Source organism: Litorimonas cladophorae (genome assembly GCF_014652455.1).
In the GTDB taxonomy this organism is placed as follows: domain Bacteria; phylum Pseudomonadota; class Alphaproteobacteria; order Caulobacterales; family Maricaulaceae; genus Litorimonas; species Litorimonas cladophorae.
In genome coordinates, this window is sequence record NZ_BMYV01000002.1 from 200,500 (window position 1) to 225,003 (window position 24,504).

Annotated in this window: 25 protein-coding genes and 1 tRNA gene; 11 read left to right on the forward strand and 15 right to left on the reverse strand. The window is 52.5% G+C overall.

What is annotated here, in order from left to right; genetic code table 11:
- Nucleotides 1-23: 23 nt before the first annotated feature.
- The 4 genes from IE073_RS08775 to IE073_RS08790 are packed head-to-tail and all read left to right on the forward strand — an operon-like array spanning nucleotide 24 to nucleotide 3,921.
- On the forward strand, nucleotides 24-812 hold the full coding sequence (locus IE073_RS08775; RefSeq protein ID WP_189584446.1) for a MotA/TolQ/ExbB proton channel family protein: 789 nt from the start codon (nucleotides 24-26) through the stop codon (nucleotides 810-812).
- Nucleotides 813-865: 53 nt separating this feature from the next.
- On the forward strand, nucleotides 866-1,300 hold the full coding sequence (locus IE073_RS08780; protein ID WP_189584449.1) for a hypothetical protein: 435 nt from the start codon (nucleotides 866-868) through the stop codon (nucleotides 1,298-1,300).
- Nucleotides 1,297-2,856, forward strand: coding sequence for a formylglycine-generating enzyme family protein (locus tag IE073_RS08785; RefSeq protein ID WP_189584452.1), 1,560 nt, complete (start codon nucleotides 1,297-1,299; stop codon nucleotides 2,854-2,856). Before IE073_RS08780 ends, IE073_RS08785 begins: the two co-directional genes overlap by 4 nt.
- 57 nt (nucleotides 2,857-2,913) lie before the next feature.
- Entirely contained in the window at nucleotides 2,914-3,921 is a 1,008-nt protein-coding gene (locus IE073_RS08790; RefSeq protein ID WP_189584455.1) for a hypothetical protein, read from the forward strand.
- Between the two features lie 46 nt (nucleotides 3,922-3,967).
- Here the strand turns inward: IE073_RS08790 and IE073_RS08795 are convergent, their stop codons facing one another.
- The 6 genes from IE073_RS08795 to IE073_RS08820 form a co-directional block, all read right to left on the reverse strand.
- A complete protein-coding gene (locus IE073_RS08795) occupies nucleotides 3,968-4,222 on the reverse strand; it encodes a GlsB/YeaQ/YmgE family stress response membrane protein (RefSeq protein WP_189584458.1) in 255 nt (84 codons plus the stop codon).
- Nucleotides 4,223-4,349: 127 nt separating this feature from the next.
- Entirely contained in the window at nucleotides 4,350-5,198 is an 849-nt protein-coding gene (locus IE073_RS08800) for a hypothetical protein (RefSeq protein WP_189584461.1), read from the reverse strand.
- Nucleotides 5,199-5,210: 12 nt separating this feature from the next.
- The gene (gene acnA, locus IE073_RS08805) at nucleotides 5,211-7,898 is read right to left on the reverse strand and encodes an aconitate hydratase AcnA (RefSeq protein WP_189584464.1); all 2,688 of its coding nucleotides are present in this window, start codon (nucleotides 7,896-7,898) and stop codon (nucleotides 5,211-5,213) included.
- Between the two features lie 141 nt (nucleotides 7,899-8,039).
- The gene (locus tag IE073_RS08810) at nucleotides 8,040-8,315 is read right to left on the reverse strand and encodes a hypothetical protein (protein WP_189584467.1); all 276 of its coding nucleotides are present in this window, start codon (nucleotides 8,313-8,315) and stop codon (nucleotides 8,040-8,042) included.
- Between the two features lie 108 nt (nucleotides 8,316-8,423).
- Nucleotides 8,424-9,032: an inner membrane-spanning protein YciB gene (locus IE073_RS08815; RefSeq protein WP_189584470.1), complete on the reverse strand. Its 609-nt coding sequence runs from the start codon at nucleotides 9,030-9,032 to the stop codon at nucleotides 8,424-8,426.
- An 11-nt stretch (nucleotides 9,033-9,043) separates the two neighbouring features.
- Nucleotides 9,044-10,516 carry an alanine/glycine:cation symporter family protein gene (locus tag IE073_RS08820; protein WP_189584473.1) on the reverse strand — a complete coding sequence of 491 codons (1,473 nt, stop codon included), beginning with the start codon at nucleotides 10,514-10,516 and terminating at the stop codon, nucleotides 9,044-9,046.
- A 169-nt stretch (nucleotides 10,517-10,685) separates the two neighbouring features.
- On the opposite strand from IE073_RS08820, the gene IE073_RS08825 reads away from it, so the two are divergent.
- Complete coding sequence (locus IE073_RS08825; protein ID WP_189584476.1) at nucleotides 10,686-11,888, forward strand: amino acid aminotransferase; 1,203 nt, start codon at nucleotides 10,686-10,688, stop codon at nucleotides 11,886-11,888.
- Between the two features lie 9 nt (nucleotides 11,889-11,897).
- Here IE073_RS08825 and mtgA read toward each other — a convergent pair whose 3' ends face one another.
- Genes mtgA through IE073_RS08850 form a run of 5 tightly spaced genes read right to left on the reverse strand, consistent with a single transcriptional unit; the run spans nucleotide 11,898 to nucleotide 14,742 of the window.
- Entirely contained in the window at nucleotides 11,898-12,614 is a 717-nt protein-coding gene (mtgA, locus tag IE073_RS08830; protein WP_373298705.1) for a monofunctional biosynthetic peptidoglycan transglycosylase, read from the reverse strand.
- Between the two features lie 40 nt (nucleotides 12,615-12,654).
- Nucleotides 12,655-13,473 carry a PPK2 family polyphosphate kinase gene (locus IE073_RS08835; RefSeq protein WP_189584479.1) on the reverse strand — a complete coding sequence of 273 codons (819 nt, stop codon included), beginning with the start codon at nucleotides 13,471-13,473 and terminating at the stop codon, nucleotides 12,655-12,657.
- 37 nt (nucleotides 13,474-13,510) lie between these two features.
- Nucleotides 13,511-13,822, reverse strand: a complete 312-nt coding sequence (locus IE073_RS08840) for a hypothetical protein (RefSeq protein ID WP_189584482.1) — start codon at nucleotides 13,820-13,822, stop codon at nucleotides 13,511-13,513.
- The gene (locus IE073_RS08845) at nucleotides 13,819-14,358 is read right to left on the reverse strand and encodes an RNA polymerase sigma factor (protein WP_189586215.1); all 540 of its coding nucleotides are present in this window, start codon (nucleotides 14,356-14,358) and stop codon (nucleotides 13,819-13,821) included. The genes IE073_RS08840 and IE073_RS08845 overlap by 4 nt, the downstream gene beginning before the upstream one ends.
- Before the next feature lie 9 nt (nucleotides 14,359-14,367).
- Nucleotides 14,368-14,742 (reverse strand): DUF6249 domain-containing protein, encoded by a 375-nt coding sequence (locus IE073_RS08850; protein WP_189584485.1) that lies wholly within the window; start codon nucleotides 14,740-14,742, stop codon nucleotides 14,368-14,370.
- A gap of 131 nt (nucleotides 14,743-14,873) precedes the next feature.
- Between IE073_RS08850 and IE073_RS08855 the strand changes: the two genes are divergently transcribed.
- A complete protein-coding gene (locus IE073_RS08855; RefSeq protein ID WP_189584488.1) occupies nucleotides 14,874-15,539 on the forward strand; it encodes a YceI family protein in 666 nt (221 codons plus the stop codon).
- Nucleotides 15,540-15,605: 66 nt separating this feature from the next.
- Nucleotides 15,606-17,333 carry a TadE/TadG family type IV pilus assembly protein gene (locus IE073_RS08860; RefSeq protein WP_189584491.1) on the forward strand — a complete coding sequence of 576 codons (1,728 nt, stop codon included), beginning with the start codon at nucleotides 15,606-15,608 and terminating at the stop codon, nucleotides 17,331-17,333.
- A gap of 25 nt (nucleotides 17,334-17,358) precedes the next feature.
- Here IE073_RS08860 and IE073_RS08865 read toward each other — a convergent pair whose 3' ends face one another.
- Nucleotides 17,359-17,979 (reverse strand): TetR/AcrR family transcriptional regulator, encoded by a 621-nt coding sequence (locus tag IE073_RS08865; RefSeq protein ID WP_189584494.1) that lies wholly within the window; start codon nucleotides 17,977-17,979, stop codon nucleotides 17,359-17,361.
- A 99-nt stretch (nucleotides 17,980-18,078) separates the two neighbouring features.
- Between IE073_RS08865 and IE073_RS08870 the strand changes: the two genes are divergently transcribed.
- Nucleotides 18,079-19,212, forward strand: a complete 1,134-nt coding sequence (locus IE073_RS08870; RefSeq protein ID WP_189584497.1) for an alkane 1-monooxygenase — start codon at nucleotides 18,079-18,081, stop codon at nucleotides 19,210-19,212.
- Nucleotides 19,213-19,232: 20 nt separating this feature from the next.
- Here the strand turns inward: IE073_RS08870 and IE073_RS08875 are convergent, their stop codons facing one another.
- Nucleotides 19,233-21,047 (reverse strand): ABC-F family ATP-binding cassette domain-containing protein, encoded by a 1,815-nt coding sequence (locus IE073_RS08875; protein WP_189584500.1) that lies wholly within the window; start codon nucleotides 21,045-21,047, stop codon nucleotides 19,233-19,235.
- Nucleotides 21,048-21,181: 134 nt separating this feature from the next.
- Between IE073_RS08875 and murI the strand changes: the two genes are divergently transcribed.
- A complete protein-coding gene (gene murI, locus IE073_RS08880; RefSeq protein WP_189584502.1) occupies nucleotides 21,182-21,991 on the forward strand; it encodes a glutamate racemase in 810 nt (269 codons plus the stop codon).
- A gap of 3 nt (nucleotides 21,992-21,994) precedes the next feature.
- Here murI and IE073_RS08885 read toward each other — a convergent pair whose 3' ends face one another.
- Entirely contained in the window at nucleotides 21,995-22,600 is a 606-nt protein-coding gene (locus IE073_RS08885; RefSeq protein ID WP_189584505.1) for a YqaA family protein, read from the reverse strand.
- A gap of 116 nt (nucleotides 22,601-22,716) precedes the next feature.
- Here IE073_RS08885 and IE073_RS08890 point away from each other — a divergent pair.
- A tRNA-Leu gene (locus IE073_RS08890) sits at nucleotides 22,717-22,800 on the forward strand.
- A gap of 254 nt (nucleotides 22,801-23,054) precedes the next feature.
- On the opposite strand, the gene IE073_RS08895 is transcribed toward IE073_RS08890, so the two are convergent.
- Complete coding sequence (locus tag IE073_RS08895) at nucleotides 23,055-23,222, reverse strand: hypothetical protein (RefSeq protein WP_189584508.1); 168 nt, start codon at nucleotides 23,220-23,222, stop codon at nucleotides 23,055-23,057.
- A gap of 169 nt (nucleotides 23,223-23,391) precedes the next feature.
- On the opposite strand from IE073_RS08895, the gene IE073_RS08900 reads away from it, so the two are divergent.
- The gene (locus IE073_RS08900; protein ID WP_233349951.1) at nucleotides 23,392-24,501 is read left to right on the forward strand and encodes an arginine N-succinyltransferase; all 1,110 of its coding nucleotides are present in this window, start codon (nucleotides 23,392-23,394) and stop codon (nucleotides 24,499-24,501) included.
- Nucleotides 24,502-24,504 lie beyond the last annotated feature (3 nt).

The window sequence follows — 24,504 nt, forward strand, 5'->3', positions numbered from 1 at the left end:
GATTGGGATTAGAAAGAAACCTCATGAATAATACCTCTCTCATTCGTCGACTATTTGTCTTCCTTGTCGCCCTTGTCGGCGCGATTGTTACCATCGGAATTATCCGCGTGGCCGCATCTCCTGCGCTGCAAGAAATTCTCCTCGATGCGGATGCGGATTTCTGGCCGTTCACGGTTCAGAATGTGATGTGGGTCGCATTATTCATTGGTTTCGGGGAAATTTTCTTACGTTGGTCAGCTGCCAGTGATGAAGAAAACCAGCTCAAGCGCGGCTACCTTCCGACAGATGGGCGCGCGCTGGATGGCGAAACATTAGGCCGGATCAAGACAGGTATTACCGACCGCCGCTTTGGTCGCGCCGCTTTCCTGCCGCGCATGATCGAGCGAACTATTGATCAATACCGCATGAGCGGGAATGAAGACCAAGCCATCAGCGTTCTAAATTCCTCGCTGGAACTTTACATGCACGAAATTGATTTGCGCTATTCCATGTTGCGCTACCTCACATGGTTGATCCCGTCTCTTGGATTTATCGGGACCGTGATGGGGATTATGTTCGCGCTGCAATATGCGGGTGTTCCCGCCAATGCCGAAGCTGATGATTTCCTCTATCAAGTCACCTCACGTTTGGGCGTGGCCTTCACGACAACCTTGCTTGCGTTGATCATGTCCGCCGTACTGGTGCTCATCCAATCGCTTGTGCAGAGCAAAGAAGAACGCGCCCTAAATGAAGCCGGCCAATATTGTCTCGATAATTTAATTCTGCGTTTGGGCACTGGGCCAGATGCCAATACGAATACTTCGTCTGAATGAAACGGCCTCCGATACAAAAGCTGAAGCATGCGAGTTATTTCTGGCCAGGGTTTATGCTGATTAGCTTAACTTATGCCGCATTCATGGCGGTCCCGACGAGAGAGGGTAATGACGTCGGCGCTGGGAACCCAGAGATATTTGTCGTTGCAGGATTACTGGGGGCTGTTTTTTGCTTTGCAATGATGTTGTTTTCTCCGTCTCTCAAGCTGTCCCCATCGGGCTTCGCGTTTAGGTATCCGCTGAAATCCTATTCCCATGCGTGGTTAGATGTTTCTGAATTTCGCGTCAGTAAATTCACAAAAGGGCGTCCCAGCGTGTCCTTTGACCTTTTGTCTGACACGCATGAGAAGACGAAAACTTTTGACGCCACTTTTGGATACGCGGCCGCTGATTTGGCAAAACTCTTTAATACTTACCGCGCTTATGCTCTCTTTGAAGAGTCAGAGAAAAATTACGCGATATTCGCGGATCAGGACGTTACATCATGACTAACCCCAATGACGGCTGGCAAGCCCCGCATGAACGTGATCAATTTGCGGTTCGCGAAGAACGCGCGCCTTGGCTGAAATACTCTGTTGGTCTCCTTGCCCTCCTTCTCGTGGGCGGCGGGGCAATTTGGCTGGCCTCAAAAGTGGTTGTCGCCGATGACGTGCCGACGATCGAACGGACGGATAATTCGGATGTAAAGCCTTCCGAGGTTGAACAACCCCAAGCCCCGAAATCCGCCGATGATCTAGCGTGGGTGAAAGCGCTCGAAACTGACACGGTCGAAGGTTATCGTGATTATCTGGCCGCGTTTCCGAATGGTCGCCATGTCGAAGACGCGCAGCGCTTGCTCAATGAATTTGACGAAAACGCGTGGCAATTGGCCGAGGAACGCGACACGGTTCAAGGTTATGAAGACTATCTCGCGAGCTGGCCAGAAGGCCTACACGCGACCGAGGCCCGCGACCGGATTGCGAAAATAAAGGCCGAAGAAGAGGCGCGTCGCAAAAACGCAGCCGAAGCCGCACGCCAAGAAGCGGCTGCGTGGAAAGCGGCGGCTCAAGCCAATACAATTCCATCTTATGAGGGCTATCTCTCTAAATTTTCGTCAGGCAAAAACGCGCCAGAAGCGCAAGCCCGCATTGATCGCCTGCGCGCCAGCGCCGCTGATGAAGGTGCATGGACCGCGGCCAAGGCCGTCGATAGCGCCGATGCCTATCAGCAATATCTCACTAGCTTCCCACAAGGCGCGCATGTCGCCGAGGCCATTGCGCGAATTGAAACTTTGCGTCCAGGCCCAGGAAAAACTTTCAAAGATTGCGCCGCTTGTCCGACGATGGTGACACTCCCTGCGGGGACAGCCGAACTTGGCGCGGCGGAAACGGACGGCAACGCGAAACCGAATGAAAAGCCAGCACGGCCTGTTACTTTTACCAATCTCTTTGCGATTGGCGTGACCGAAGTCACCTTTGATCAATATGGCGCATGCGTCAGCGCGGGCGGCTGTAAATCCATGCCGTCCGACAATGGCTGGGGGCAGGGTAGCCGCCCCGTCATTAATGTCAGTTGGTCCGATGCCGTTGCCTATGCACAGTGGCTGTCCACCACCACGGGTAAACGTTATGGCCTGCCCTCTGATGCGCAGTGGGAATATGCGGCACGTGGCGGCGATACAGGGCTCTATCCGGGCGGCTCTGCCAAAGCGCTCTGCGCCTTCGCCAACGGCGCCGCCAAGGAGTCAGAACTCCCTTGGGCGAATGAGGCCTGTACGGATTTGGCGGGAGATCGCACTCTGCCTGCGGGGTCGTTGTCCAAGAATAAATTCGGCGTCGCGGATATGTTGGGGAATGTGGGAGAATGGGTGTTGGATTGTAACACGCTGAACCTGCGGGATGCGCCAGTTGATGGCTCCGCCGATGCGCGGGGGTCTTGTTCGCAACGGATTGTGCGCGGGGGATCGTGGTTCTCTGGGCCCGATGATCTGCGCTATTCGGCCCGAGCGGTTCAACGTCGCGGCGATACCAATGATTTCACAGGCTTTCGGGTCGTGCGGAACTAGCGTGAGATAAACGCGCCATTCATCCCACTTTCAGGCCATTTGTGCTAGGCGGAGGACATGATGATACGTGCGTTGACAGTTTCTCTCCTCTTGGCCGTCATGGCTGCGCCAGCCTATGCGCAGGATTCTGACCCAGAAACACCGCCTGCGACGAACCCGCAAACACGCCAGACAGATCAGTCCGAAGACGATTACCGTCGCTCGCAACGCCGCCGTGATACGGGCGATATTTTTGAAGATATCGGTATCAATCAAGGTAGCACAGGCAGTGGCGGCATATTAGGCCGCGAGGTCAAGGCGATTGATCGCTTGGACCAAGAATCCCGTCGTCACCTGAATAAACAACGCGCCAAAGCGCTGGCTGAAGCCGAACCCGGCGAACCGATTGATGCGGCTTATGAGCCATCCGAAGCGGCCAAAACAGATGAATATACCGCGCGGCAGGAAGCCAATGCGTGGAAAGAAATGATGGAAGAGGCCAATAGCGGTCTTTCAGAGGCGACAGGCCAAAGTGGTGGGCAAGGTGGCGGCCAAGGCCAGCCCGCGGGCGATCCAGGTCAATCGCCTGACCAATCCGCGTCTGACCAAGCCGCATCTGGTCAATCTGGTTCTGGACCATCAGGCACGGGTCAAGCTGGCCAAGAAGGCGACTCGCAAACGCGTCCAAATAGCTCGCCGTTACGCGGTGGGTCGGCCAGTTCTGCGTCCTCTATTTTAGACCGCATTAAAGGTCGTGGCGGCAGCGCACCACAGTCGGGAACACCGCCAAGTTCATCCGAAAATCCACAAGGTCAATCCCAAGCGGGCCAACCCCAAGCGGCTGAAACGCAAACGGATACGAAGGCGAATATGGAGGCTGCAGCACAAGCTGCGGCAGAAGCCGATGCACGGAACCAAGCGCAAATCGCGGCTCCAGATGCCGCCGCGCCGAATGCGGCCGCCGAAGCCGCCGCACATCATCAAACTATGAGCCCGCTTGAACGCCTCAAAAACGATCCCATCGAACGTGATGATACAGGCGGACGAACCAGCGCGTCTGATTATTTAAATCGCAAGAAAGACTAAAAGCTCTCTGAAGGTTATTTGAATGGGCTTTAACGGATGGAATGCGTCAGGCGCGTTTGATGACGCGGATTAGGACCAGCAGAATAATCGCGCCGATTGTTGCGTTTAGGATTGATCCGATAATCCCGTTGCCAAACGCAAAACCCACGATGGGCAAAAGATAGCCTGCGATAAATGCGCCGACGATCCCGACAACAATATTCCCCAACAAGCCTAAGCGTTCGCTTTTTACGATTGCCGATCCCAGCCAACCCGCAATCGCGCCGATGACTAAGAATACGAATAAGCTCTGTGGTTCCATTGTTTTCTCCTTGGCGGAAATGCTACGCTTGAACCGCGCGCCAGTAAATAAACAATATCGGTGACAATTTGGGTCGTAAAATCGCCCACTCGCTAGCGGTGGAGAGTAACCGCCCGACGCGCAATCTTTAGGCTGTGAACAACGGGATAACTAGGATAATGAGAAACGCCAAACGTCCCATTGAAACTTGCTTAAATGAGAACTTTTTTTCTCTTCTCTTTTTGAGAGATGAGTTCATGCAATAGCGCACTGCTGCTAGGCTAGTGAAGAAGGTGATAGCTAGGAAAGCCTCTACCCACTCTAAGTTCAGGATACTTGGCATGCAAAATCTTGGCAATTTATAGAGGTCATAAAGACCCAGCGCGACGATGGAAATAACGAAAGAAAACCCCGCTACAACGCCTATCAACGGATGGCGGTTCCCATGTACCGCGATGCTAAGACGTGGGTTTGGGGTATGGATTTTAATGTTTTCAAAACCGAAGACTTCTTGTTGTATGCGTTCTAATTTTTCGATGACTTCATTTTCTGAAGCATTCAATTGTGCGCAAATGAATTTATCACCGTTTATGACGATGTCTTGCCAATCAACTTTTTCGTCCTTTAGCCAAGATCGTATTTTAGCGTAATAGGGCTTGAGTTCAGGACAACGTTTGAAAAGAAGTTGAAACGGGTCTTCATAGGTACCGCGGGATACATACCGCAGTTGCATGAACTCTAACCCACCCTCCGAGCGATAGGTAAAGCGTTCATCTTCTGGCCGTCTTGAAATCAATAAGGCAACCGAATCCGCTAGCGTGAATTTACCTTCCGTTGTTTTGGATTTTTCAATGTCTTCAACGCGGTAAACTTTAATGGGTTCTCGTTTTTCTATTTCACCTTTGTCGTTCATTTCGACGGTATGCGTGAAATTCCTTAATTCCCAAATAAAAAGGCCGCCTCGTGCAAATGCACCAAGCGGCCTTTTCTTTATCATATGTTCCGAAGCTTATGCAGCTGCGGCTTCTGCTGCGAGGTTACGTAGGACGTAGTGCAGGATGCCTTCGTTTTTGTAATACTCGTGCTCATTATCTGTATCGATACGAACATTGGTTGTGACTATTTTCACTTTTCCGTCTGGGTAAGTGATGTTCACATCCAGCGTACCGCGGGGCTTGAGGCCTTCGATGCCAGAGATAGAGACGGTCTCGTCACCTTTCAGGCCAAGTTTTTCCCAGCTGTCGCCCTCTTGGAATTCGAGAGGTAGGACACCCATACCGATCAAGTTTGAACGGTGAATACGCTCAAAGCTCGATGCGATAACGGCTTTCACGCCCAGAAGGATTGTACCCTTAGCGGCCCAGTCACGGGAGGACCCGTTTCCGTAGAGGCTGCCCGCGAAGATCACGAGGTCCTTCTTGTCGGCGGCGTATTTCTCTGCCGCTGCAAAGATGGACATGATGTCGCCGGTTGGGACGTATTTCGTCACGCCGCCCGTTGTACCCGGTGCCATCAAGTTTTTGATGCGGATGTTGGCAAATGTGCCGCGCATCATGACTTCGTGGTTACCGCGACGGGACCCGAAGGAGTTGAACTCATTCTTCGGCACACCGTTATCGGTCAGGTAATCACCTGCAGGGCCGTCATGTTTAATCGCGCCAGCTGGCGAGATATGGTCGGTCGTGATGGAATCGCCGAGAAGAGCGAGGATATTCGCAGTTTGGATATCTTCGACGGGTTTTGGCGTTGCGCTCATGCCGTCAAAGTAAGGTGGGTTGCGGACGTATGTGGATTTTGGTTTCCAGTCATAAGTCTTGCCGCCAGACACTTTGATGTCGCGCCATTGCTTGTCGCCTTTAAAGACATCGGCATAGCGCTCGGTGAACATTTTACGTGTGATGATCTTGCGGACGACCTCTGCGATTTCGGCAGATGTTGGCCAGATGTCTTTCAAGAAGACATCATTGCCGTCTTTATCGACGCCCAGCGGATCGGCATCAAAATCATGATGCATAGAGCCAGCCAGCGCGTAAGCGACGACGAGTGGCGGGGACGCAAGGAAGTTAGCTTTGATATCCGGACCGATACGGCCTTCAAAGTTACGGTTACCTGAAAGGACCGAACAAGACACCAGATCGCCATCCGCAATCGCTTTGGAGATTGGCGCAGCGAGTGGGCCCGAGTTACCGATACATGTCGTACAGCCATAGCCAACAACATCAAAACCTAGCGCGTCTAGGTCATCTTGCAGACCTGATTTTTCGAGATATTCCCCAACAACTTGGGAACCCGGTGCGGTCGATGTTTTGACCCAAGGTTTAACCTGAAGACCTTTTTCCCGCGCCTTCTTTGCCACGAGGCCAGCGGCCATCATAACGGATGGGTTGGAAGTGTTTGTACACGAGGTGATCGCCGCGATAACGACATCGCCGTGGTCGAGCGCATAACCTGCGCCTTCAACTTCAATCGCGCTGTCGCCGCCTGGTGTTTTCTTGAACTCATCGCGCAAGATTTTTGCGAATTGAACGTTAGACCCTTTCAGGTCGAAGCGGTCTTGTGGGCGCTTGGGTCCAGAGATTGCAGGGCGAACACTGTCCATGTCCAAGCTGATCGTGCTTGTGAACGTTGGTGTGGAGTCATCACGCCAGAAGCCTTGGGCTTTTGCATAGGCTTCGACGAGCTCGATACGGGCTTCGTCACGGCCAGTGGCCTGTAGGTAGTTCAATGTGTCTTGGTCGACAGGGAAGAAACCACATGTCGCGCCATATTCCGGTGCCATGTTAGCAAGGGTCGCTTGATCTTCGAGAGACAAGTGATCCAGACCCGAACCGTAGAATTCAACAAATTTACCAACAACGCCTTTGATGCGGAGCATTTCGACAACACGCAAGACAAGGTCAGTTGCGGTTGAGCCTTCTGGCAATTTACCTGTCAGTTCGAAACCGACAACTTCAGGGATCAACATGGAGATCGGCTGGCCGAGCATGGCCGCTTCGGCTTCGATACCGCCAACGCCCCAACCTAGAACGGAGAGGCCGTTGATCATGGTTGTGTGCGAGTCTGTCCCGACAAGTGTGTCAGGGAAGGCATATGTTTTGCCGTCGGTTGTTTTAGTCCAAACGGTCTGGGCCAAATGCTCCAAGTTTACTTGGTGACAAATACCTGTTCCGGGAGGCACAACAGCGAAGTTTTCAAAGGCTGTCTGACCCCATTTGAGGAAGTCATAACGCTCCATATTGCGCTCATATTCGCGTTTTACGTTTTTGGCTTCCGCGCCAGGTGTGCCGAAATAATCAACCATGACAGAGTGATCGATGACCAGGTGAACAGGGTTGAGCGGGTTAATCGCTTCGGCAGAACCACCGAGCTTCACGATGGCGTCGCGCATGGAGGCCAAATCCACAACGGCGGGAACGCCTGTGAAATCCTGCATCAGCACACGGGCTGGACGATAGGCAATTTCATGTGTTGATGTTTTCGGGCCGAGCCAGTCTGCAATGGCTTGAATATCTTCCTTTTTGACCGTGTTGCCGTCTTCGTGACGCAGCAAGTTTTCGAGAAGAACCTTGAGGGAGCGTGGCAGTTTGGAAACGCCGCTCAGGCCGTTCTTCTCTGCGACTTTCAGGTCGTAATAAGTGTATGTGCCGCCGCGGACTTCCATCTCGCGTTCGCAGTTAAAGCTGTCCAATGATGCCATGTCAGATGGGGTCCTCAAAAAAGGGGTCTAAGTGTGGGGGGCTTATGGCAAAGAGCGGCTCGTTTTTCAATGTCAGATAATGACGGAAGACATGGATAGCGTGCAAAGCCAATTGCATAGCCAGTTAATAATCAATCGCAGTTAATTGCGGACGCATACCGTCATTTGACTCGCAGCGAGCAAGCGCCAAGCGTAGTCGCACAGCCGCTTTCCGGCCATGCGAGCGGTTAGATAAGCATTTAGCGCGATTTCGGGTTCGGTGAAGGGCTCAAACCTACCCACATTTTGAGCCGCAAGAAGAATATAGAAGTGCAGTTTCTCTGCTGACTCCGCGACATCCCAATCAGAGTCGTTCTCTATGGCTTGCCGAACGGCATCCACGGCTGGAAAACCGCTCAACGGTAAATTTGTATGCATTGCCCCACCACGTCGTCGACATTTAGCCGAAATCCCCTCGACCGCTGCGGCCTGTCGCAGAAAATTTTCGTCAAATCAAGCCGGTCGGGAAAAGTCTGCTATACCGACCTATTCATCCGTTTTCATGTGACCATATTTTGTCATGAATGGAATTTGAGAGGCCGTGAAGAGAATGGTAAGTGGAAGAAATCCGAAGACTTTGAAATTGGCCCAGAAATTTTCCGAGAAATTCCGCCAAATAACCTCGTTTAAAACGGCCATTGCAAAGAAGAATATCGCCCAACGTATGGCTAAGATTTTCCATTTATCATCGGGCAACTCAAAGGCTGATCCCATAAACATCTTTATGACGTTCTTTTTGAAAACTACACCGCCCAAAATACCCATGCCAAAGATGGCGTTCATCACTGTTGGCTTCATGAAGACGAAACGCTTGTCATCAAAGATAAAGGCCGCCAGCGCAAAAATGCCGATGACAAAAGTCGAAAAAATCAAAATCGGTGACGTGTGCTTATATTTAAGCCAAGCGTAACCCAGTGCGGCCACGGCGGCCACGGCAAGGACGCCAGCCGCCCATATCAGAGCGTCATCGGGATTATTGCGTTTTAAATAATGGAACGCGGCGAAAAACATCAGCAATGGACCGAAATCAATCCAGAACGGAAGTTTCTTTTTGCCCTCCAGCTTGACCGCTGGAGGAAGTGTTTCTTCAGTCATATAGGGGTGGCCTATTTCAGATCGTCTTGATCGACCAAGCCGTCACTCGCGATTTTGTCCTTGTCGAAATATTCTTTCGCCAATTTAAACACGACAGGTGAGAGCAAGATGAGTGCAATCAAGTTTGGAGCCGCCATTAGCCCTGTTAGGCTATCCGCGATCAGCCAGAACGTGTTGACCACCAAGTTATCTTCGCCAGTTTCGAAAGACATTGCGAAGGTCGAAGCAAATACGGCCAAGATCCAGAAGATGCGGAAGACGGGAATGGACTTTTCTTTAAACAAGAACGCAGCACACCGCTCGCCGTAGTAAGACCAGCCAATGATCGTCGTGAAGGCGAAGATGCAGAGGCAGATCGTGACGATGTCCGCGCCAAATCCAACCAGGACAGAATCGAAAGCCTGCGCTGTCAGAGGCACGCCGGTTTCGCATCCTGCTGGGGTTGTCCCAGATTCAAGAATGGAGAGGATACCCGGTGAGGCCAAACAATCTGAGGACACCACACCCGAAGTCAAAATAACCAATGCGGTGATCGTGCAGATGATCAGCGTATCAATGATTGTGCCCAACATGGCGATGATGCCTTGGTTGACGGGATCATTATTCTGGGCTGCCGCATGTGCGATCGGGGCGGAGCCTTGACCCGCTTCATTTGAGAACAAGCCGCGCGCGACACCCTTCTGCATCGCGAGCATCATCAGGCCGATGGTAATCCCTGTACCTGCACCCTGCAGACCAAATGCGCCTTTGAAGATCAGACCAAATGCGGCCGGTACGGCTGTGATATTTGCAGCAATCACGATGAGGGCTGCAGAGATATAAATGATGGCCATGAAGGGAACGAGTTTGGACGCCACTGCGCCAATGCGCTTAATGCCGCCAAAGATCACGCCCGCAACGAGGATTGAAAGAATGACCGCGACAATCCGTGGGTCGAAATTATATTCACTTTTCAACGCATCCGCGATGGAGTTGGCCTGAACGGCGTTACCTGTCGAAAGTGAGCCAATAATGCCGAACAGGGCAAATGCACCTGCCAGCCAGAGCCACTTTGGCCCCAAACCATTTTTGATGTAATACATTGGTCCGCCAACGCGGTTACCATTGGCATCAATCTCGCGGTAGCGAACCGCCAAGACACCTTCGCCAAATTTGGTGGCTGTGCCAAAGATCGCTGTGATCCACATCCAGAAGACTGCACCGGGGCCACCAATTGCAATGGCGGCGGCAACACCCGCGATGTTGCCTGTGCCAACAGTGGAGGACAGCGCCGTCATTAAGGCCGCAAAAGGAGAAACATCACCTTCATGGGCTTCACCCGTGCGTTTCTTGAATAGTTGACGAAAGCCATATCCGATTTTGGTTAGCGAGATGAACCGCAATCCGACGGTGAGAAAGAAACCAACTCCAAGGAGAAGGACCATCATTGGTGGGCCCCAGACGAAGCCATTCAGGGCTTCCATCAACGAGTTGAACTTTTCCATAGGTATTCCCCTTGCCCGTTTTCGGACGAAATTCTGTCTGCGCGCCTTGTTCCGCGCCGTAAACCGAAAGGCAACGGAAAATTTCTCATAGAATCAGTGTGAGTGGTGGCGGAACCGCACAAAATCCGTTAACGGGGCGCCATTACTTTCACAGGAACACATTTTCATCATGTTCGAATATCTCGTCCCGCTCCAACCTGACGCTATCATCGCGTTGATGCAGCAATGTAAAGCTGACACGAATCCCGATAAAATCGATCTGGGTGTCGGCGTATATAAAGACGAGGCAGGCGGGACGACGATCTTGCGCGCGGTCAAAGCCGCCGAAAAACAGCTTTGGGAAACAGAGACGACGAAATCTTATGTCGGCATTCGTGGCAATGATGATTTCCGCCACGCCATGTTGCACCTCATTCTAGGGGGTGATGCTGGCAAAATCGACGATAGCTTGCTTGACCGTATTGCTAGCGCCCAAGCCGCAGGTGGGTCTGGCGCGTTGCGTCTGGGCGCGGAGCTGATCAAATCGGCAGCGCCTCATGCGACCGTCTGGGTATCCACGCCGACATGGGCGAACCACATTCCCCTCATCAGTTCCGCAGGCCTGAAGATGGAAAAATATCCCTATTACAACCGCGAAACCTTGGGCGTCGATTTTGACGATATGATCGCCCATTTGGACGCACATGCCAAAGTGGGCGATGTTGTTCTGCTCCACGGGTGCTGTCACAATCCGACAGGCGCGGATTTATCGCCTGCGCAGTGGGATCAATTGGCGGACTTTATGTTGGCAAAACAGCTGACGCCTTATGTTGATCTGGCCTATTTCGGCCTGGGTCGCGGCATGAGCGAGGATTCCTATGGTCTACGCAAAGTCGTTGATATTTGTCCCGAAGTTCTGATCGCAGCGTCCTGCTCCAAAAACTTCGCTCTGTATAAAGAGCGTGTCGGCCTGGTTGCCGTTGTTTGCAAAGATACCGACACAGCGACCATTGCGCGCTCTCAACTTGGCTCCATTCAGCGCCGCATCATTTCTATGCCGCCGGATCACGGTGCTAAGCTCGTCGCTGATATTCTCGGTGACAAATCTCTGCGCGAGATGTGGGTGGCGGAACTGACCGAAATGCGTGAGCGTATGCGCGATTTGCGTAAGCAACTTTCCGAAGCCCTAAACGTGCAGGGCGGCGAAACCATGGCCGCCGCCGTCGTAGATCAAAACGGGATGTTTTCAACATTGCCTTTATCTGTTGATCAGGCGCGCAAGCTGCGCTCAGAATTCTCGATCTATATGACCGATAGCGGGCGCATTAATATTGCAGGCGCGAATAAGACAAATATCCCACGTCTGGCCGAAGCGATCTTATCCGTTCTTTAGACGCCTGTCTTACGGCGCAAGGCAGTGATCATATTGGCTCGTGCGAATAACCTCCGCGCGTTGTGCCAATGTGCTGGCGCGACCACTGACGTAGGGGCCGGCAGGGTTGACTTTCCACTTGTTGGGACTGGGTAAGACAGCGGCTAAAAGCGCGGCTTCCCGCGCGGTTAAATCCTTTGCGGTTTTGCCAAATCGGGCTTGGGCCGCGGCTTCCGCGCCAAATATGCCGTCCCCCCATTCCGCTACGTTCAGATAAACCTCCATCGTGCGTCGCTTGCCCCAAACTGTGTTGATATAAAGGGCGCCCCACGCTTCTAAGGCTTTGCGGGCGTATCCGCCGCCATTCCAAAGGAAGACATTCTTGGCCGTCTGCTGCGTGATGGTTGATCCGCCGCGGCGGCGACCACCTTGGGCGTTGTCTGTCAGGGCTTGTTCAATCGCTTCAAAATCAATGCCGCGATGTTCGCAAAATTTGGAATCCTCACCCCCCATGACGGCGCGGGGCAGGTAAGGGGATATATCTTCCAATGGGGTCCAGTCTTTGCGAATGGTTTCACCCGCGATTGCGCGTTGCACCATCAAAATAGTCCCAGGCACGAAAACCACGCGCAAGGCCAGCGCGTAGAGGTGCACAGCCAAAACCGCCCAGATCAGCCCATTAAAGCCTCTGCGCAAAATTTTGGCAAAATGCGATTTTGACGTTCCACGTGGAACAGGACCGTTAATATCACCTGGCGATAAGGCGATCTCTGTTGTTTGAACGGGCTTATTGGATGTCAAAGTCTTCAGGCCTGTAACCCGGGTCCGGATATTGCGGATCCATGTTTTCCAACGTTCGGCGGACGATGCCTGAAACGATGGCCCCGCGTGTTTTACGTTGGTCGGATGGAATAACATACCAGGGCGCGTGTTCGGTCGAGGTCCGCTGCACCATCGTTTCATAAGCCGCCATAAATTCAGGCCATAAAGCGCGATCGTCCAGATCAGCGGGATTAAATTTCCATTTTTTTTCAGGATTTATGAGACGGTCGCGCAAGCGTTCGCCCTGCACGTCTGGACTGATGTGAAGCATGAATTTCAGAATGGTCGTGCCACTTTCGACCAGTAGACGTTCAAAGTCATTGATCTGGGCATAACGTTGTTCAACGGTTTCGGCATCGGCGTAATTTTTAACTTTGACGACTAACACATCCTCATAATGGCTGCGGTTAAAGACCGTGATCTGTCCCTTTTTCGGCACGACATTATGGACGCGCCAGAGATAATCATGCGCTAGTTCGTTTTTTGTCGGGGCTTTAAAACTTGCGACATTCACATTGAGGGGTGGAGTCCGGTGGAAGATGGCCGCAGTGGTGCCATCTTTGCCCGAAGTGTCCATCCCTTGTAAAACGATGAGGATCTTGCGCTCAGCTTCGCCATAAAAGCGGTGAGCGAGGTCGGAGATTGCGATGGCGTTTTCTTTTATTGCCGCTTTCGCCGCAGATTTATCGCGGTAAATATCCACGCGCGTTGAGCAGTCGGCCAAAGTAAAATCGCCACTTGTGGGCGCGAGAAACTCCGAATGAGGCAAGTCAGATGATGGCATGAGGGCTCCTGTCAACCATGCCGTTTAAATAGGTCATTCAAACAGCGTCGGCCCAACCTCTATCAAGTGCGGCCCATCCAACAAAGCCAAAAAGACCGACAGCGGTCAAAATGAAAGGTTGCACCTCTGGCACGACGAACGTGTCCACGAGTGTGAGAAGGCTCGGCATCTGGCTAAGCGCGATGGCGCCGCCAATACAGGCTGCGCCGATCAGAATAGGCTGACGCAGCTTGGAGCGTGCTTCAATGCGCGCCAAGGTCGAGACAGTAAATCCTCCATCAGCAATAGGCGCCGCGTAACCTTGCAAGAGCGCGGCGAATTCTATGTCTTCATTTTGATCGTGGCTCATACCAATCCTTTGCTATGGCTTAGGCGTGTATCAGATTTTTGCCGCGGGGCATAATCTGCCAGCACAGTTCGCAATTTGGCTTTACCGCGATTTACGTGACTTTTGACGGTCCCCAATGGCAAGCCTGTCGCCGTGGCGGCTTCTGGGTGCGTCAGGCCGTGTAGTAAACATAGCATCACAACGGCGCGGCACTCTGGTGTTAACGTGTCCATTGCGCGTTCAACATCCAGGCCTTGACCGTTTGGTGCCGCAATTCCTCCCGCAACAAGGTCTGGCACGACCTGATGTTGCGAGAGTTCACGACGCCGCTTGGCTTTGCGAGCGTGATCTAAAAACCTGCGATAGGCGATGCCGAACAACCAACTCCGAATTTTCTCGGGCTCAGCCAAATCGTTCAATGCCCCATGGGCCTTAATAAATGTGTCCTGCGCAAGATCATCTGCGAGTGCTTGGTTGCCGCAAAGTCGGCGCAGAAAGGCACGGACCGCACCCTGATGGGTGCGGACAATTTTATCAAATGTTGGCTCTCTGAAAATACCGAAGGGTCAGAGCAGCGGATCAGAGGCTTTGCGTCCAATAAAAACCCAAAGTCCAACATAGGCTGCGCCAATTAATAGTGGGAACATTGCGATCCCACTCAGGCCGCGAATAGCGTCTTCTTCCCCGATGATGCCGCCGAAAAGGAAAAATGCCAAAGCCAGCGCGATGAGAATGATGCCGGTCCGTAAATCGGCGTGCCGATTGCGGGGACGAATGCCCAGCGCATAAATGGTGGCCGGCGAAATCGTTTCGCCCTTATTGGTCATGGCCTCCAAAACGGTCATGACGGCTTTTTTCGATTTATATCGATAGGCGACAACCGCCCAAACGATAAGGGGGGCAATTGCAAATAATGCGATGGGTACGAGTGTGTCTTCCATGATGAGGTCTCCTTTTGATCTCTATACCCTATAGACGTCATGGGTGCCGCGAATGGATGCGCTCCGCTAAAAAAAGGTGCATCACGGGAAGTTAATTTGCGCTTTGTGCATAAATCATGCGTATAAAAAGCATGAAAAATATTCTAAAACCCTACCTCATCGCCTCTGTTTCGGCAGCCGCTGTCCTGTTTAGTGGATGTGCCGACGCGCAATCGTCGGACCAAGCTCCAAGCCTATCGCAAACCGAAGCCCAAGCTGTCGCGCAGGTAGCCACGCAAAAAAGTGTCGCAACTCCCATGATGCAACCAAACTGGGACATCCTTGCGGAAGGATCTCATATTCGATTTACAGCGCAACAAGAGGGCGCGGATTTCACAGGTGCATTTGCCGAATTTACAGGTGACATTGCTTTTGACCCTGATGCACCAGAAGCAGGGTCAGTCTCAATTTCTATTCCCTTAAGCGGTGTTGATGCGGGATCAAAAGATCGCAATTCGACCTTGCCAGCAAAAGTGTGGTTTTCGACCAAGGCCTTCCCAACGGCCGTGTTTACATCGGATCAAATTTCCCGCGATGGTCAAGGCTATCTTGCAAAAGGGAGCTTGACCCTAAAAGGAAAGAGCGCGCCCGTGGCGCTGCCGTTTACCTTAGAAGTTGATGGCGACCGCGCCGTAATGAACGGAACCGTCACAATCGATCGTACCATTTGGGATGTTGGGTCGTCCCCCTGGGACACGGATGAATGGGTCTCTCGGAGTGTCACATTGGACATTAAAGTGACGGCCAAGCGTAGGTGATAGTAACGTCTGATTCACATTAAATCTTGAAGGAATGTCAATTCGCTAGATGTTATCGTGCTTGCTATGGGACACTTACGCAAAAAATTCCTCCTCAATGAGAGCGGGCAGATCGGTGTGATCTTTGCGTTGATGGCGGTGCCGCTATTGGCGCTGACATCGGCCGCAATTGATTATTCGCGAGTCACCCAAGAGCGCAGTTCGATTTCCAGCGCCCTGGATGCGGCTGTCTTGGCTGCCGCAAACAACAATGCGATCCCAGTTGAAGAAAAAGACGCCTATGCGGCGACACATTTCCGTTCGAATTATAATGGTGATTTGGTGTTGGGCTTAACATCCTCTGTCACGACTGAAAAAGTCCGTCTCGTCGCCAAAGGCGAACTGCCGCTGACCTTTGGGAACGTCATCGGAATTAAAGATCAAGTCATTGAGGAAGCCAGTGCCGCCACACTCATGACCGAAAATACGATTTGTGTTCTCGCGCTTTCAGAAACGGTCGATGGGGCGGTTTCCTATGACTCTGATCTAGAATTTGTCGCCAATGGCTGTTCTGTTCAGTCCAATTCGACATCGGGAAGCGCCATTCTTGCGGAAAAAAATCTGTATAAACCGACGGCTGAGTCTTTCTGCGCCGTTGGTGGAATCAAAGGCGAGGTTGAGCCCCATGCCAAAGGGGAATGTAGCCCCATTGCGGACCCTTACGTTTCCGTTGCTCCCGCTGCGATTGGCGAATGTAAACGCGAGTTTTTGGTTGAAAACACCTCGCTCCTAAACGGCCTCATTCCCCTTGGTGACATTGTGCAGGCGCTGCCGTCTATAAACCCTATTCCGGTAGACGATGTTCTCGCACAACTTAAACTCACTCATACAGGCCCACAATTCGGGACTGACAAAGGTCCAATTGATGAGCAGCGGGTCACGCTTGAAAAAGTCGCCAATTTGGGCGGCGAAGATATGCGGAAACTCCTCGAGGCCTACGAGCCTTATGGGGAGTGGATGGAGTGTTTAGAGAACCCAAAACCCGTTTGTTATGGCTTTGATAACCCGTTTCTCAATACCAGTTTCAGGGAAGTACCAGCCGTGGGGCTTGTTGCTGAAATTTTTGAGATTTCCTATGGAGCGCTTTTAGCGCCCGTGGCAGAGCCAGAAATTGTGACGACGGGCCTTGTCGAGCTGATCAATGGACAGCTCTACAGCCGCAACAATATTGATAACGAACTTGTGCCAGTATCCGCCAACCTGACGGGCGGCAACATCTTGCTCTCGCCAGGTACTTATTGCGGCGGTTTGACTGTGGATGGACTAAATGTCCGTTTCTCGGCCGGCGATTATATCTTTAAAGACGGACCGCTGACCTTTTTGAACGAAAGCCAAGCCACAGCGAGCAATGTGACTTTCGGATTCACGGGTAGTGGCGCCACCATGAGCATTGAAAGCGGTTCCAGCTTAAAGATTAAAGCGGCTACGGATGGGCCCCGTAAAGGCTTAGCCTTCATGCAAATGATCGACCAATCCGCGGCGGGTAATCGCGCGCCAGAGGCTGGCGTCAATCGCATCGCAAGCGGTGGGCAGCTGTCTATGTCCGGTACAGCTTATTTCCCAGAGCAAACACTCATCATCACGGGTGAGAACACCCATATTGGATCTTCATCGCCTGCGGTCGGATTAATTGCTGACACAATTAGTTTCCGTGGTGCGCGTGGGTCACGTGTAGAATTGGCGGTGGATCATGTGAAAGCGGGAATTCCGCCGATTGAACCGCGCGCTGATGATGGTGTCCGCCTCGTCGAATAGGTTCCGGTTTAATACTTATTTCTAACTAATAGTCGGGCGCAGCGGCGACTAATTGGGCCATTCGGTCAGCATAGCGGAGTCTGACGTCCTTGGGCGATCCGTCAAAATGCAATCGAATATACAGCATTGCACTCCCCAATAATATGCGCGCGTCTGATTTATCGGGTCCTGGATTGATCATGCTGGACGTCATCATGGCTAGTTTCTGATTTTCAAACGCTTGGTAACGGCCGCGAATAGACGAAAAGGCAACTGACCAAGATAACAACACCTTCATAATATCCGGGTCGGTCTCGCAGAGAGCAGATAGTTTAAGTGCCCATTCATGCATGAGTTCTTCACGCCTTAGCGTGGTCGGGTTTGGCACTTGTTTGATCAGATCAAAGATTTTGACCTCGACTTGACTCAGAACCGCATCCACCAAGGCTTCGCGGGTCGGGAAATATTTGAAAACTGTCGGCGTTGAAACGCCTGCGCGTTGGGCCACATCGGCGTGAACGGCGCGTTCAATGCCCCCTTCGGCAAAGGCTGATATCGCATGTTGAAGTAGCTGGGCTTTGCGGGCGTCAGGATCCAACCGCCGTCGTGGTGGTGCATCAGCATCGGCGTCATGGGTTTTAGCCGGGGAAGGATCGGTGACGTGCATTGCGTTCTCATGCGACTTTATGTCCAAAACTACAAGACATGATACGTTGTTGACAATATTATCATTAAAGGTCAAAGGATTTCAAACGAGACAAATAATATGGCCTTTTTATCGGAACATTTCGCGGCACACCCGACGCGTAAACGTCATTTATGGCTGGTTTCGCTCGCTTATCCCATGTTTCCCTTGGCGGGGACGGGTCTGGCTTGGTTCACAGGACATGGGGCCTGGGTCTGGCTGACCGTCGTCGTGGCCTATCTGATCCTTCCCATTCTTGATGTTCTGGCTGGGGACGACACAACAGACCTCTTAGGTCAAATGGATGCCGAGGCAGCAATGTCGCCCTTCTATAAATATATGGTCCATGGCCTACTGCCCGTCATATATTTGACTTGGATTTTAGGCGCAGCCTATGTCGCCACGCAAAACCCAAGCCTGTTGACACTCATCGGGGTCGGCATTGGTCACGGTCTAGGTCTAGGGTTTGCCATTAATTCAGGGCATGAGGTCGGCCACAAAACGGACCGCGTCAGTAAATGGATGTCATTGCTCATGCTCGCGCCGAGCCTCTATGGGCATTTCAGGATCGAACATAATGTCGGCCATCATTCCGACGTTGCGACCCCGCGCGATAGTGCGACAAGTTATTTCGGGGAAAGCTTCTGGCACTTCATTGGCCGCGAAGTCCCTGGCGCTTGGAAGCGGGCGTGGCGGATCGAATCCAAACGCGCGGCGCGAAAGGGGTATTCACGCTTTTCACTGCGCAATGAAGTCGTCGCGGCAACTTTGCTGGGTCTCGCCGCTTGGGGTGTGATGTTGAGTATTTTTGGGTTCGTTATTCTGCCCTATTTGCTGTTCGCTTGGATATTCTCCGTGCACAGCCTGTCGCTACAAAATTATGTCGCCCATTATGGTCTACTGCGTGATCAGCGACCCGATGGGAAATATCTGCCCGCGCAGCCCGAACATAGTTGGAATTGCAACAAGTTGATGACCAACCTCATCACCTATAATCTCGCGCGTCATTCGGACCATCACGCGAACCCGTCGCGACATTATCAGAAGCTACGAAATTTCCCTGACGTGCCGGAGCTGCCGATGGGATATGGCGCGATGTTCCTCATGGCCTATTTCCCGCCGCTCTTCCGTCGCGTCATGGATCCGCTCGTGCTGGCTAATGTCGATGGGGACATGACGCGTGTTTTGACAAAAGAGAAGATGCTGGCGGGTTAAGGCCGCCGTTGCGGCAGGAATTATTCGCCTGCTGCTTCGCGCATCTCTTCGAGTTCCAGCCACTCTTCTTCTAATTCGCCAAGCTTCATTTGCGCGGCGACTAAGGCGTCGGATTTCTTCATAAACAGGTCCACGTCTTTCGCATAAAGATCAGGGTCAGTCAGCGCCACATTCAACGTGTCAATCTTCGCGTTGATCGCTTCCATCTCTTTGGGAAGGCTCTCCAAACGAAATTTATGCTTATAAGAGAGCTTGCCCCCGGCTGGCGTCGGGGCGACGTGACCAGATTTAGATTTGTTTTTCGAACCTTTTCCGCTGAGCTTCTCAGCTTTCCGCGACTGCACACCTACGCCACGTTGGGCGACCATGTCGGAGTATCCACCCGCATAAAGCTGCCATTTCCCGTCACCCTCATAGGCGAGGGTACGTGTCACGGTGCGATCCAAAAAGTCTCGATCATGCGAGACAACAATGACTGTGCCAGAGTAATCCGCAACGATCTCTTGTAAGAGGTCGAGCGTTTCCAAGTCCAAGTCATTTGTCGGTTCATCGAGAACCAGCAGGTTAGAGGGCAAGCGCAAACCGCGGGCCAATTGTAAACGGCCACGTTCTCCGCCTGAAAGGCGATGAACGGGTGTTCGTTTCTGCTCAGGCGCAAAGAGGAAATCTTTCATATAGCCGATAACATTACGCGGTTGGTCATTGACGATGACGCTATCACCGCCCCCATCTGTCAGCGCGTCGGCAAGCGTCCAATCGGGGTCCAATGTTTCGCGGTTCTGATCAATGACCAAGGGGTCGAGATTTGTCCCCAGTTCAACACGACCCAAGTCCGCTTCGAGCGTTCCCATGATCAATTTCAGGAGCGTCGTTTTGCCTGACCCATTCGGGCCAACCAAACCAATGCGGTCACCGCGTCCAATGCGCAGCGTTACATCGTCAATGACGGTGCGGCCGTCAAAAGCTTTAGAAACATTCGTGAGTTTTGCGACCTGCTTGCCCGAGGCGCGACCTTCGGTAACGGTCACATCCGCAAGGCCTTGGACCTTTTTCGCGGACTTTAGTTCTTGTTTTAAATTCCCAAGATCTTTGAGACGTTTGACATTGCGTTTGCGACGACCAGAGACGCCATGGACGACCCAATGTTGTTCGCGCACGATCTGGCGGGCCAGCTTGTGTCGGTCGAGTTCTTCCTGCTCTAAGAATTCGTCGCGCCAATCTTCGAAATGAGCAAAGCCCTTGTCGAGCTCTCGCGTTTCGCCGCGATCCATCCAAAGTGTCTTTTGCGACAAAGATTCCAGAAAACGCCTATCATGCGAGATCAAAACTAGCGCGGCGCTCATGGAGCCCAACTCGCCTTCCAGCCATTCGATAACCGGAAGATCCAAATGGTTTGTTGGCTCGTCCAACATTAAAATATCAGGTTCTGGCGCAAGCGTGCGCACCAAGGCCGCGCGCCGACGTTCACCACCAGACATGGTCGCAGGATTTTCAGTGCCGTTCAATCCGAGGGCATCTAGCAAGTAAGGAATGCGATAAGCATCATCCGCGCCTTCAAGCCCGTCACGCACATAGGCATCTACATTAGCAAAAGCCGAGAGATCGGGGTCTTGCGGCAGGTAACGCCAGCTTGTGCCCGGTTTGATGAAACGCTCACCGCCATCTTCTTCCACTAACCCCGCCGCGATTTTCAGCAGAGTTGATTTTCCCGACCCATTTCGCCCAACCAGACAAATGCGATCCCGCGCGTGAACCGTTAAATCGGCACGCTCCAGCAAAGGCGTTGAACCGAAGGTCAAGGAGATGTCTTTTAAGGTGAGTAAGGGTGGGGCCATGCGCGCGCGGATAGGCGAGACGCATCGAAAAGGGAACCTAAAACCCCATCACGGCGCCGGATAAACGCGATTGAACACCGCTTCGCCGCAATCCCTTCATACTTTCCTCACCCTGTCTTGGCAAAAGCTGACACATGTCCCCTCTTGGCCATCATGTTTTAGTCTTTGATTCTGGCGTCGGCGGCTTGTCGGTTGTCGCGGAAATCCGTGCGCGGCAGCCCGACGCCTTTTTGTCCTATGTCGCCGATGATGTCTTTCGCCCCTATGGCAATAAGTCTGAAGCGCAATTGCGCGCGCGATTGCCAGGGCTCTTGGCCACACTTGTTGAAATGTTGGACGTCGATGCGGTCGTGGTGGCCTGCAACACGGCATCAACGACAGCGCTACCGCCTATCCGCGCGGCGCTGTCCGTACCTGTTATCGGGGTTGTGCCCGCGATCAAGCCTGCGGCTGAACGCTCTGCCACGCGGGCGATCGGGGTATTGGGTACGCCCGGAACCGTACGGCGCGCCTATGTTGATACGCTGATCGCGGATTTTGCCACGGAATGCCACGTGCTGTTGCAAGGCTCGACGCGTTTGGTCGCGGAAGCTGAGAAGAAACTTTCGGGTCAAGCTGTGGATATGGCGGTCTTGCGCGAAGAAATCGCTCCGCTGTTTGCGGGTCGCATCGGTGCAGATGTGGATGCCGTTGTTCTGGCGTGTACGCATTTCCCATTGCTGCGAGAGGACCTGCAAGCCAGCGTCACACAAAGTGTCAAATGGATCGATAGCGGCGCCGCCATCGCGCGTCGCCTAAGCGCGGTGCTGTCTGAAATAGTGGCGCGCACACTACCAGACCATCCAGAAACTGCTTTTCTCATTGGCCCAGACACAGATGATGCGCGGGCGAAAGCATTTTCTGATTATGGGTTCCACCGCACGATTGGCTTATTGCCCCAATAATGCCTAGTGCGGCATGACGGCTTTTAGTCCGAAATATAATACGAGCAGCACGGCAAACAGCCCAAATGTGAAGATCGCAAAATGCTCTTTCATCCACCGCTCGGCCGTTTCGCCCATCAGGCGAACGATTCCAGCCACAGCCAAAAACCGTAACGTGCGTGATAAAACGCTAGCTGTGACGAAGATGCCAAAGCTAACGGGGATGGCTCCGCTCATGATTGTAATGACTTTATAAGGGAAGGGGGTAAATCCTGCGCCAAAGACCCAAAGCGCCCCGTCTTCATTCACTTTATCACTAAATGTGTTCATACTATCGAGCTTCCCCATTCGCTCCAGAACGGGGCCGGCAATCGTATCAAAAAATAACATGCCCAAAAAATAGCCAAAGATACCGCCAAGAACCGAGAAGAAACTCGCAATCAGCGCCAGACGCCACCACGCTTTAGGGCGCGCCTGCACCATGGGCATCAACATAAGGTCCACAGGAATAGGAAAAAAGGAGCTTTCGGCAAAGGAAACCGCGCACAAGATCGGCGTCGCACGCTTGTGCCCAGCCGCCCGTTTTGTGGCGTCATACCACTTTTCAAGAAATGCAAGTTTACCCTTCATCAGGGGGCTGTATCTGCTGTAGGTTAAGGGCAGCTTTATGGCCAAAACAGTTGACGGCCCCGTCCAAATGAATAGAAGGCTGCTCACTACTCATCGTCATGAGTTTTGTATGGTATGCGGGCGTGGCGGAATTGGTAGACGCGCGGGATTCAAAATCCCGTTCCTTTGGAGTGTCGGTTCGATTCCGACCGCCCGTACCACTTAACAAGTCGTCTTCTGAAACATCCGATAACGGGCAATAGCTGCGGTTCTGTGTTTGAATGACGGTTCCCCTGACGACCGAAAACAAATGTTAGAGTACCCGATCAGAGAATCTGTAAAAATTCTCTGCGGATATAACACTTGCGCACACCGATGACTTAGCAGGCGAGAACACCTGCTAGGTTTGGTTTTGACCTAAATTCTCTTGCTGGAATGCCATAAGGACTCGATTCCTCTTCATCCCAAAAGATCATTACATGTCGTAAAAGGCGGGCTTTTGCATACGGCGGCGTTCGCGGCCTTTTGGTTTGCGACCCTTCGGGGCCTCATACCAATCATCTGCATCCATGAGGGACAGACCGTCCGAAGCCATCATACGGCTGGACATAAACTCTTTAGTTTTACGATGACGCTTGGACATAATTGCCTCCATAATACGTCGACGAGGCCCCTGAGAGCTGGGCCACGAATTCAAATTACACCATGTTATGTGTTTTTGGGAAGCGATTTTTTGTGACGCCCACATAATTGTGACGCCCACATAATATTGTAAGAGGTGTCACCATCTCACCGCAACATCGAAATTGGGGGTGAGCGCTCTCGTCTTGAACTCGGTATGGGGTCTGGCTATAGACTGGCCCTACACGGCAACTGCTGGCGCATCGGGCGGACGGCTTGCCGGACCTTTTAATCTTGAAAGGCCGCCCGTGACCGCTCTCTTTAGACCAGCGAACGCCGAAGATATTTCGGCGATCTACAAATTTACCTCAAAGGCTGATTCTGGCCTGACCACCGTTCCGAAAACAAAACAAGCCGTGACCGAATATGTCTCGGAGTCTTTGGATTTTCTCGCGCACAAACCTGGTGCAAACCGTTTGCTGTTCGTTGCCGAGCGTGAGGGTAAAATCTTGGGAATTTCTGGCATTATCCCGCGGTTGGGCGTCGATCGCCCGTTCTATTCGTTCAAACGCTCTCGTCATGCCCGCAAAGCGTCTCAGCTTGATCTGTCTGTCCGCTATGACACGCTGCAACTCACGACAGATTTCGATGATTACACCGAACTGGCGACAATCTTTATCGACCCCGAGTCTAGAGGGTCAGGCGCAGGGCGGCTGCTCTCAATCGGGCGTCTTGGGTTTATTCATGCTCATCGTGATCGGTTTGAGAAAGACTTGATGGCCGATATTCGCGGTTGGGTCGATGAGGACGGTGTCTCTCCATTCTGGAAACATTTAACGTCGCGATTTATTCAAACCAATTTCGATGAGGCCGATCATCATTCTGCTGGCGATGCCGCCTTTATCGTCGAGTTGCTCCCGGCTTTGCCAATCCTCATGAACCTCCTACCAGAAGCCGCTGCCAATTGTGCGGGCAAGCCCCATGACCTCTCAGCGGGCGCGATGAATTTGCTTCTTTCCGCAGGGTTTCAAGACACAGACCTCTGCGACATTTTTGATGGCGGCCCGGCCATTCGCTGTCGCACGGATCGCACGCTGATCTCTCAAACTGTTTATCAAGCCACAGGCGGCGGCGTCGCAGAGTCCGAATGCAAGTATCTGCATTTCACGGGGGAGGGAAAAAATTTCCGCGCTGCAATTGGGGCGGCTTATCCCGGTGCCGAGAAAGCGGGTCGCGAGGCATGTGACGCCTTGGGCACCATTACACCACTTGTTGCGCTCGCGCAGAATCGTCGAGGTTAGTTT

What these genes read in the sequence shown, in the direction of transcription:
- IE073_RS08795 (WP_189584458.1), bottom strand. Translation starts at nt 4,222, where the DNA reads ATGGAACCACAGAGCTTATTCGTATTCTTAGTCATCGGCGCGATTGCG.
- IE073_RS08840 (WP_189584482.1), bottom strand. Translation starts at nt 13,822, where the DNA reads ATGAGCCACGATCAAAATGAAGACATAGAATTCGCCGCGCTCTTGCAA.
- acnA (WP_189584464.1), bottom strand. Translation starts at nt 7,898, where the DNA reads ATGGCATCATTGGACAGCTTTAACTGCGAACGCGAGATGGAAGTCCGC.
- IE073_RS08865 (WP_189584494.1), bottom strand. Translation starts at nt 17,979, where the DNA reads ATGCACGTCACCGATCCTTCCCCGGCTAAAACCCATGACGCCGATGCT.
- murI (WP_189584502.1), top strand. Translation starts at nt 21,182, where the DNA reads ATGTCCCCTCTTGGCCATCATGTTTTAGTCTTTGATTCTGGCGTCGGC.
- IE073_RS08820 (WP_189584473.1), bottom strand. Translation starts at nt 10,516, where the DNA reads ATGGAAAAGTTCAACTCGTTGATGGAAGCCCTGAATGGCTTCGTCTGG.
- IE073_RS08895 (WP_189584508.1), bottom strand. Translation starts at nt 23,222, where the DNA reads ATGTCCAAGCGTCATCGTAAAACTAAAGAGTTTATGTCCAGCCGTATG.
- IE073_RS08810 (WP_189584467.1), bottom strand. Translation starts at nt 8,315, where the DNA reads ATGCATACAAATTTACCGTTGAGCGGTTTTCCAGCCGTGGATGCCGTT.
- IE073_RS08870 (WP_189584497.1), top strand. Translation starts at nt 18,079, where the DNA reads ATGGCCTTTTTATCGGAACATTTCGCGGCACACCCGACGCGTAAACGT.
- IE073_RS08835 (WP_189584479.1), bottom strand. Translation starts at nt 13,473, where the DNA reads ATGCCATCATCTGACTTGCCTCATTCGGAGTTTCTCGCGCCCACAAGT.
- IE073_RS08875 (WP_189584500.1), bottom strand. Translation starts at nt 21,047, where the DNA reads ATGGCCCCACCCTTACTCACCTTAAAAGACATCTCCTTGACCTTCGGT.
- IE073_RS08850 (WP_189584485.1), bottom strand. Translation starts at nt 14,742, where the DNA reads ATGGAAGACACACTCGTACCCATCGCATTATTTGCAATTGCCCCCCTT.
- IE073_RS08815 (WP_189584470.1), bottom strand. Translation starts at nt 9,032, where the DNA reads ATGACTGAAGAAACACTTCCTCCAGCGGTCAAGCTGGAGGGCAAAAAG.
- IE073_RS08885 (WP_189584505.1), bottom strand. Translation starts at nt 22,600, where the DNA reads ATGAAGGGTAAACTTGCATTTCTTGAAAAGTGGTATGACGCCACAAAA.
- IE073_RS08855 (WP_189584488.1), top strand. Translation starts at nt 14,874, where the DNA reads ATGAAAAATATTCTAAAACCCTACCTCATCGCCTCTGTTTCGGCAGCC.
- IE073_RS08860 (WP_189584491.1), top strand. Translation starts at nt 15,606, where the DNA reads ATGGGACACTTACGCAAAAAATTCCTCCTCAATGAGAGCGGGCAGATC.
- IE073_RS08790 (WP_189584455.1), top strand. Translation starts at nt 2,914, where the DNA reads ATGATGATACGTGCGTTGACAGTTTCTCTCCTCTTGGCCGTCATGGCT.
- IE073_RS08775 (WP_189584446.1), top strand. Translation starts at nt 24, where the DNA reads ATGAATAATACCTCTCTCATTCGTCGACTATTTGTCTTCCTTGTCGCC.
- IE073_RS08785 (WP_189584452.1), top strand. Translation starts at nt 1,297, where the DNA reads ATGACTAACCCCAATGACGGCTGGCAAGCCCCGCATGAACGTGATCAA.
- IE073_RS08800 (WP_189584461.1), bottom strand. Translation starts at nt 5,198, where the DNA reads ATGATAAAGAAAAGGCCGCTTGGTGCATTTGCACGAGGCGGCCTTTTT.
- IE073_RS08780 (WP_189584449.1), top strand. Translation starts at nt 866, where the DNA reads ATGCTGATTAGCTTAACTTATGCCGCATTCATGGCGGTCCCGACGAGA.
- IE073_RS08825 (WP_189584476.1), top strand. Translation starts at nt 10,686, where the DNA reads ATGTTCGAATATCTCGTCCCGCTCCAACCTGACGCTATCATCGCGTTG.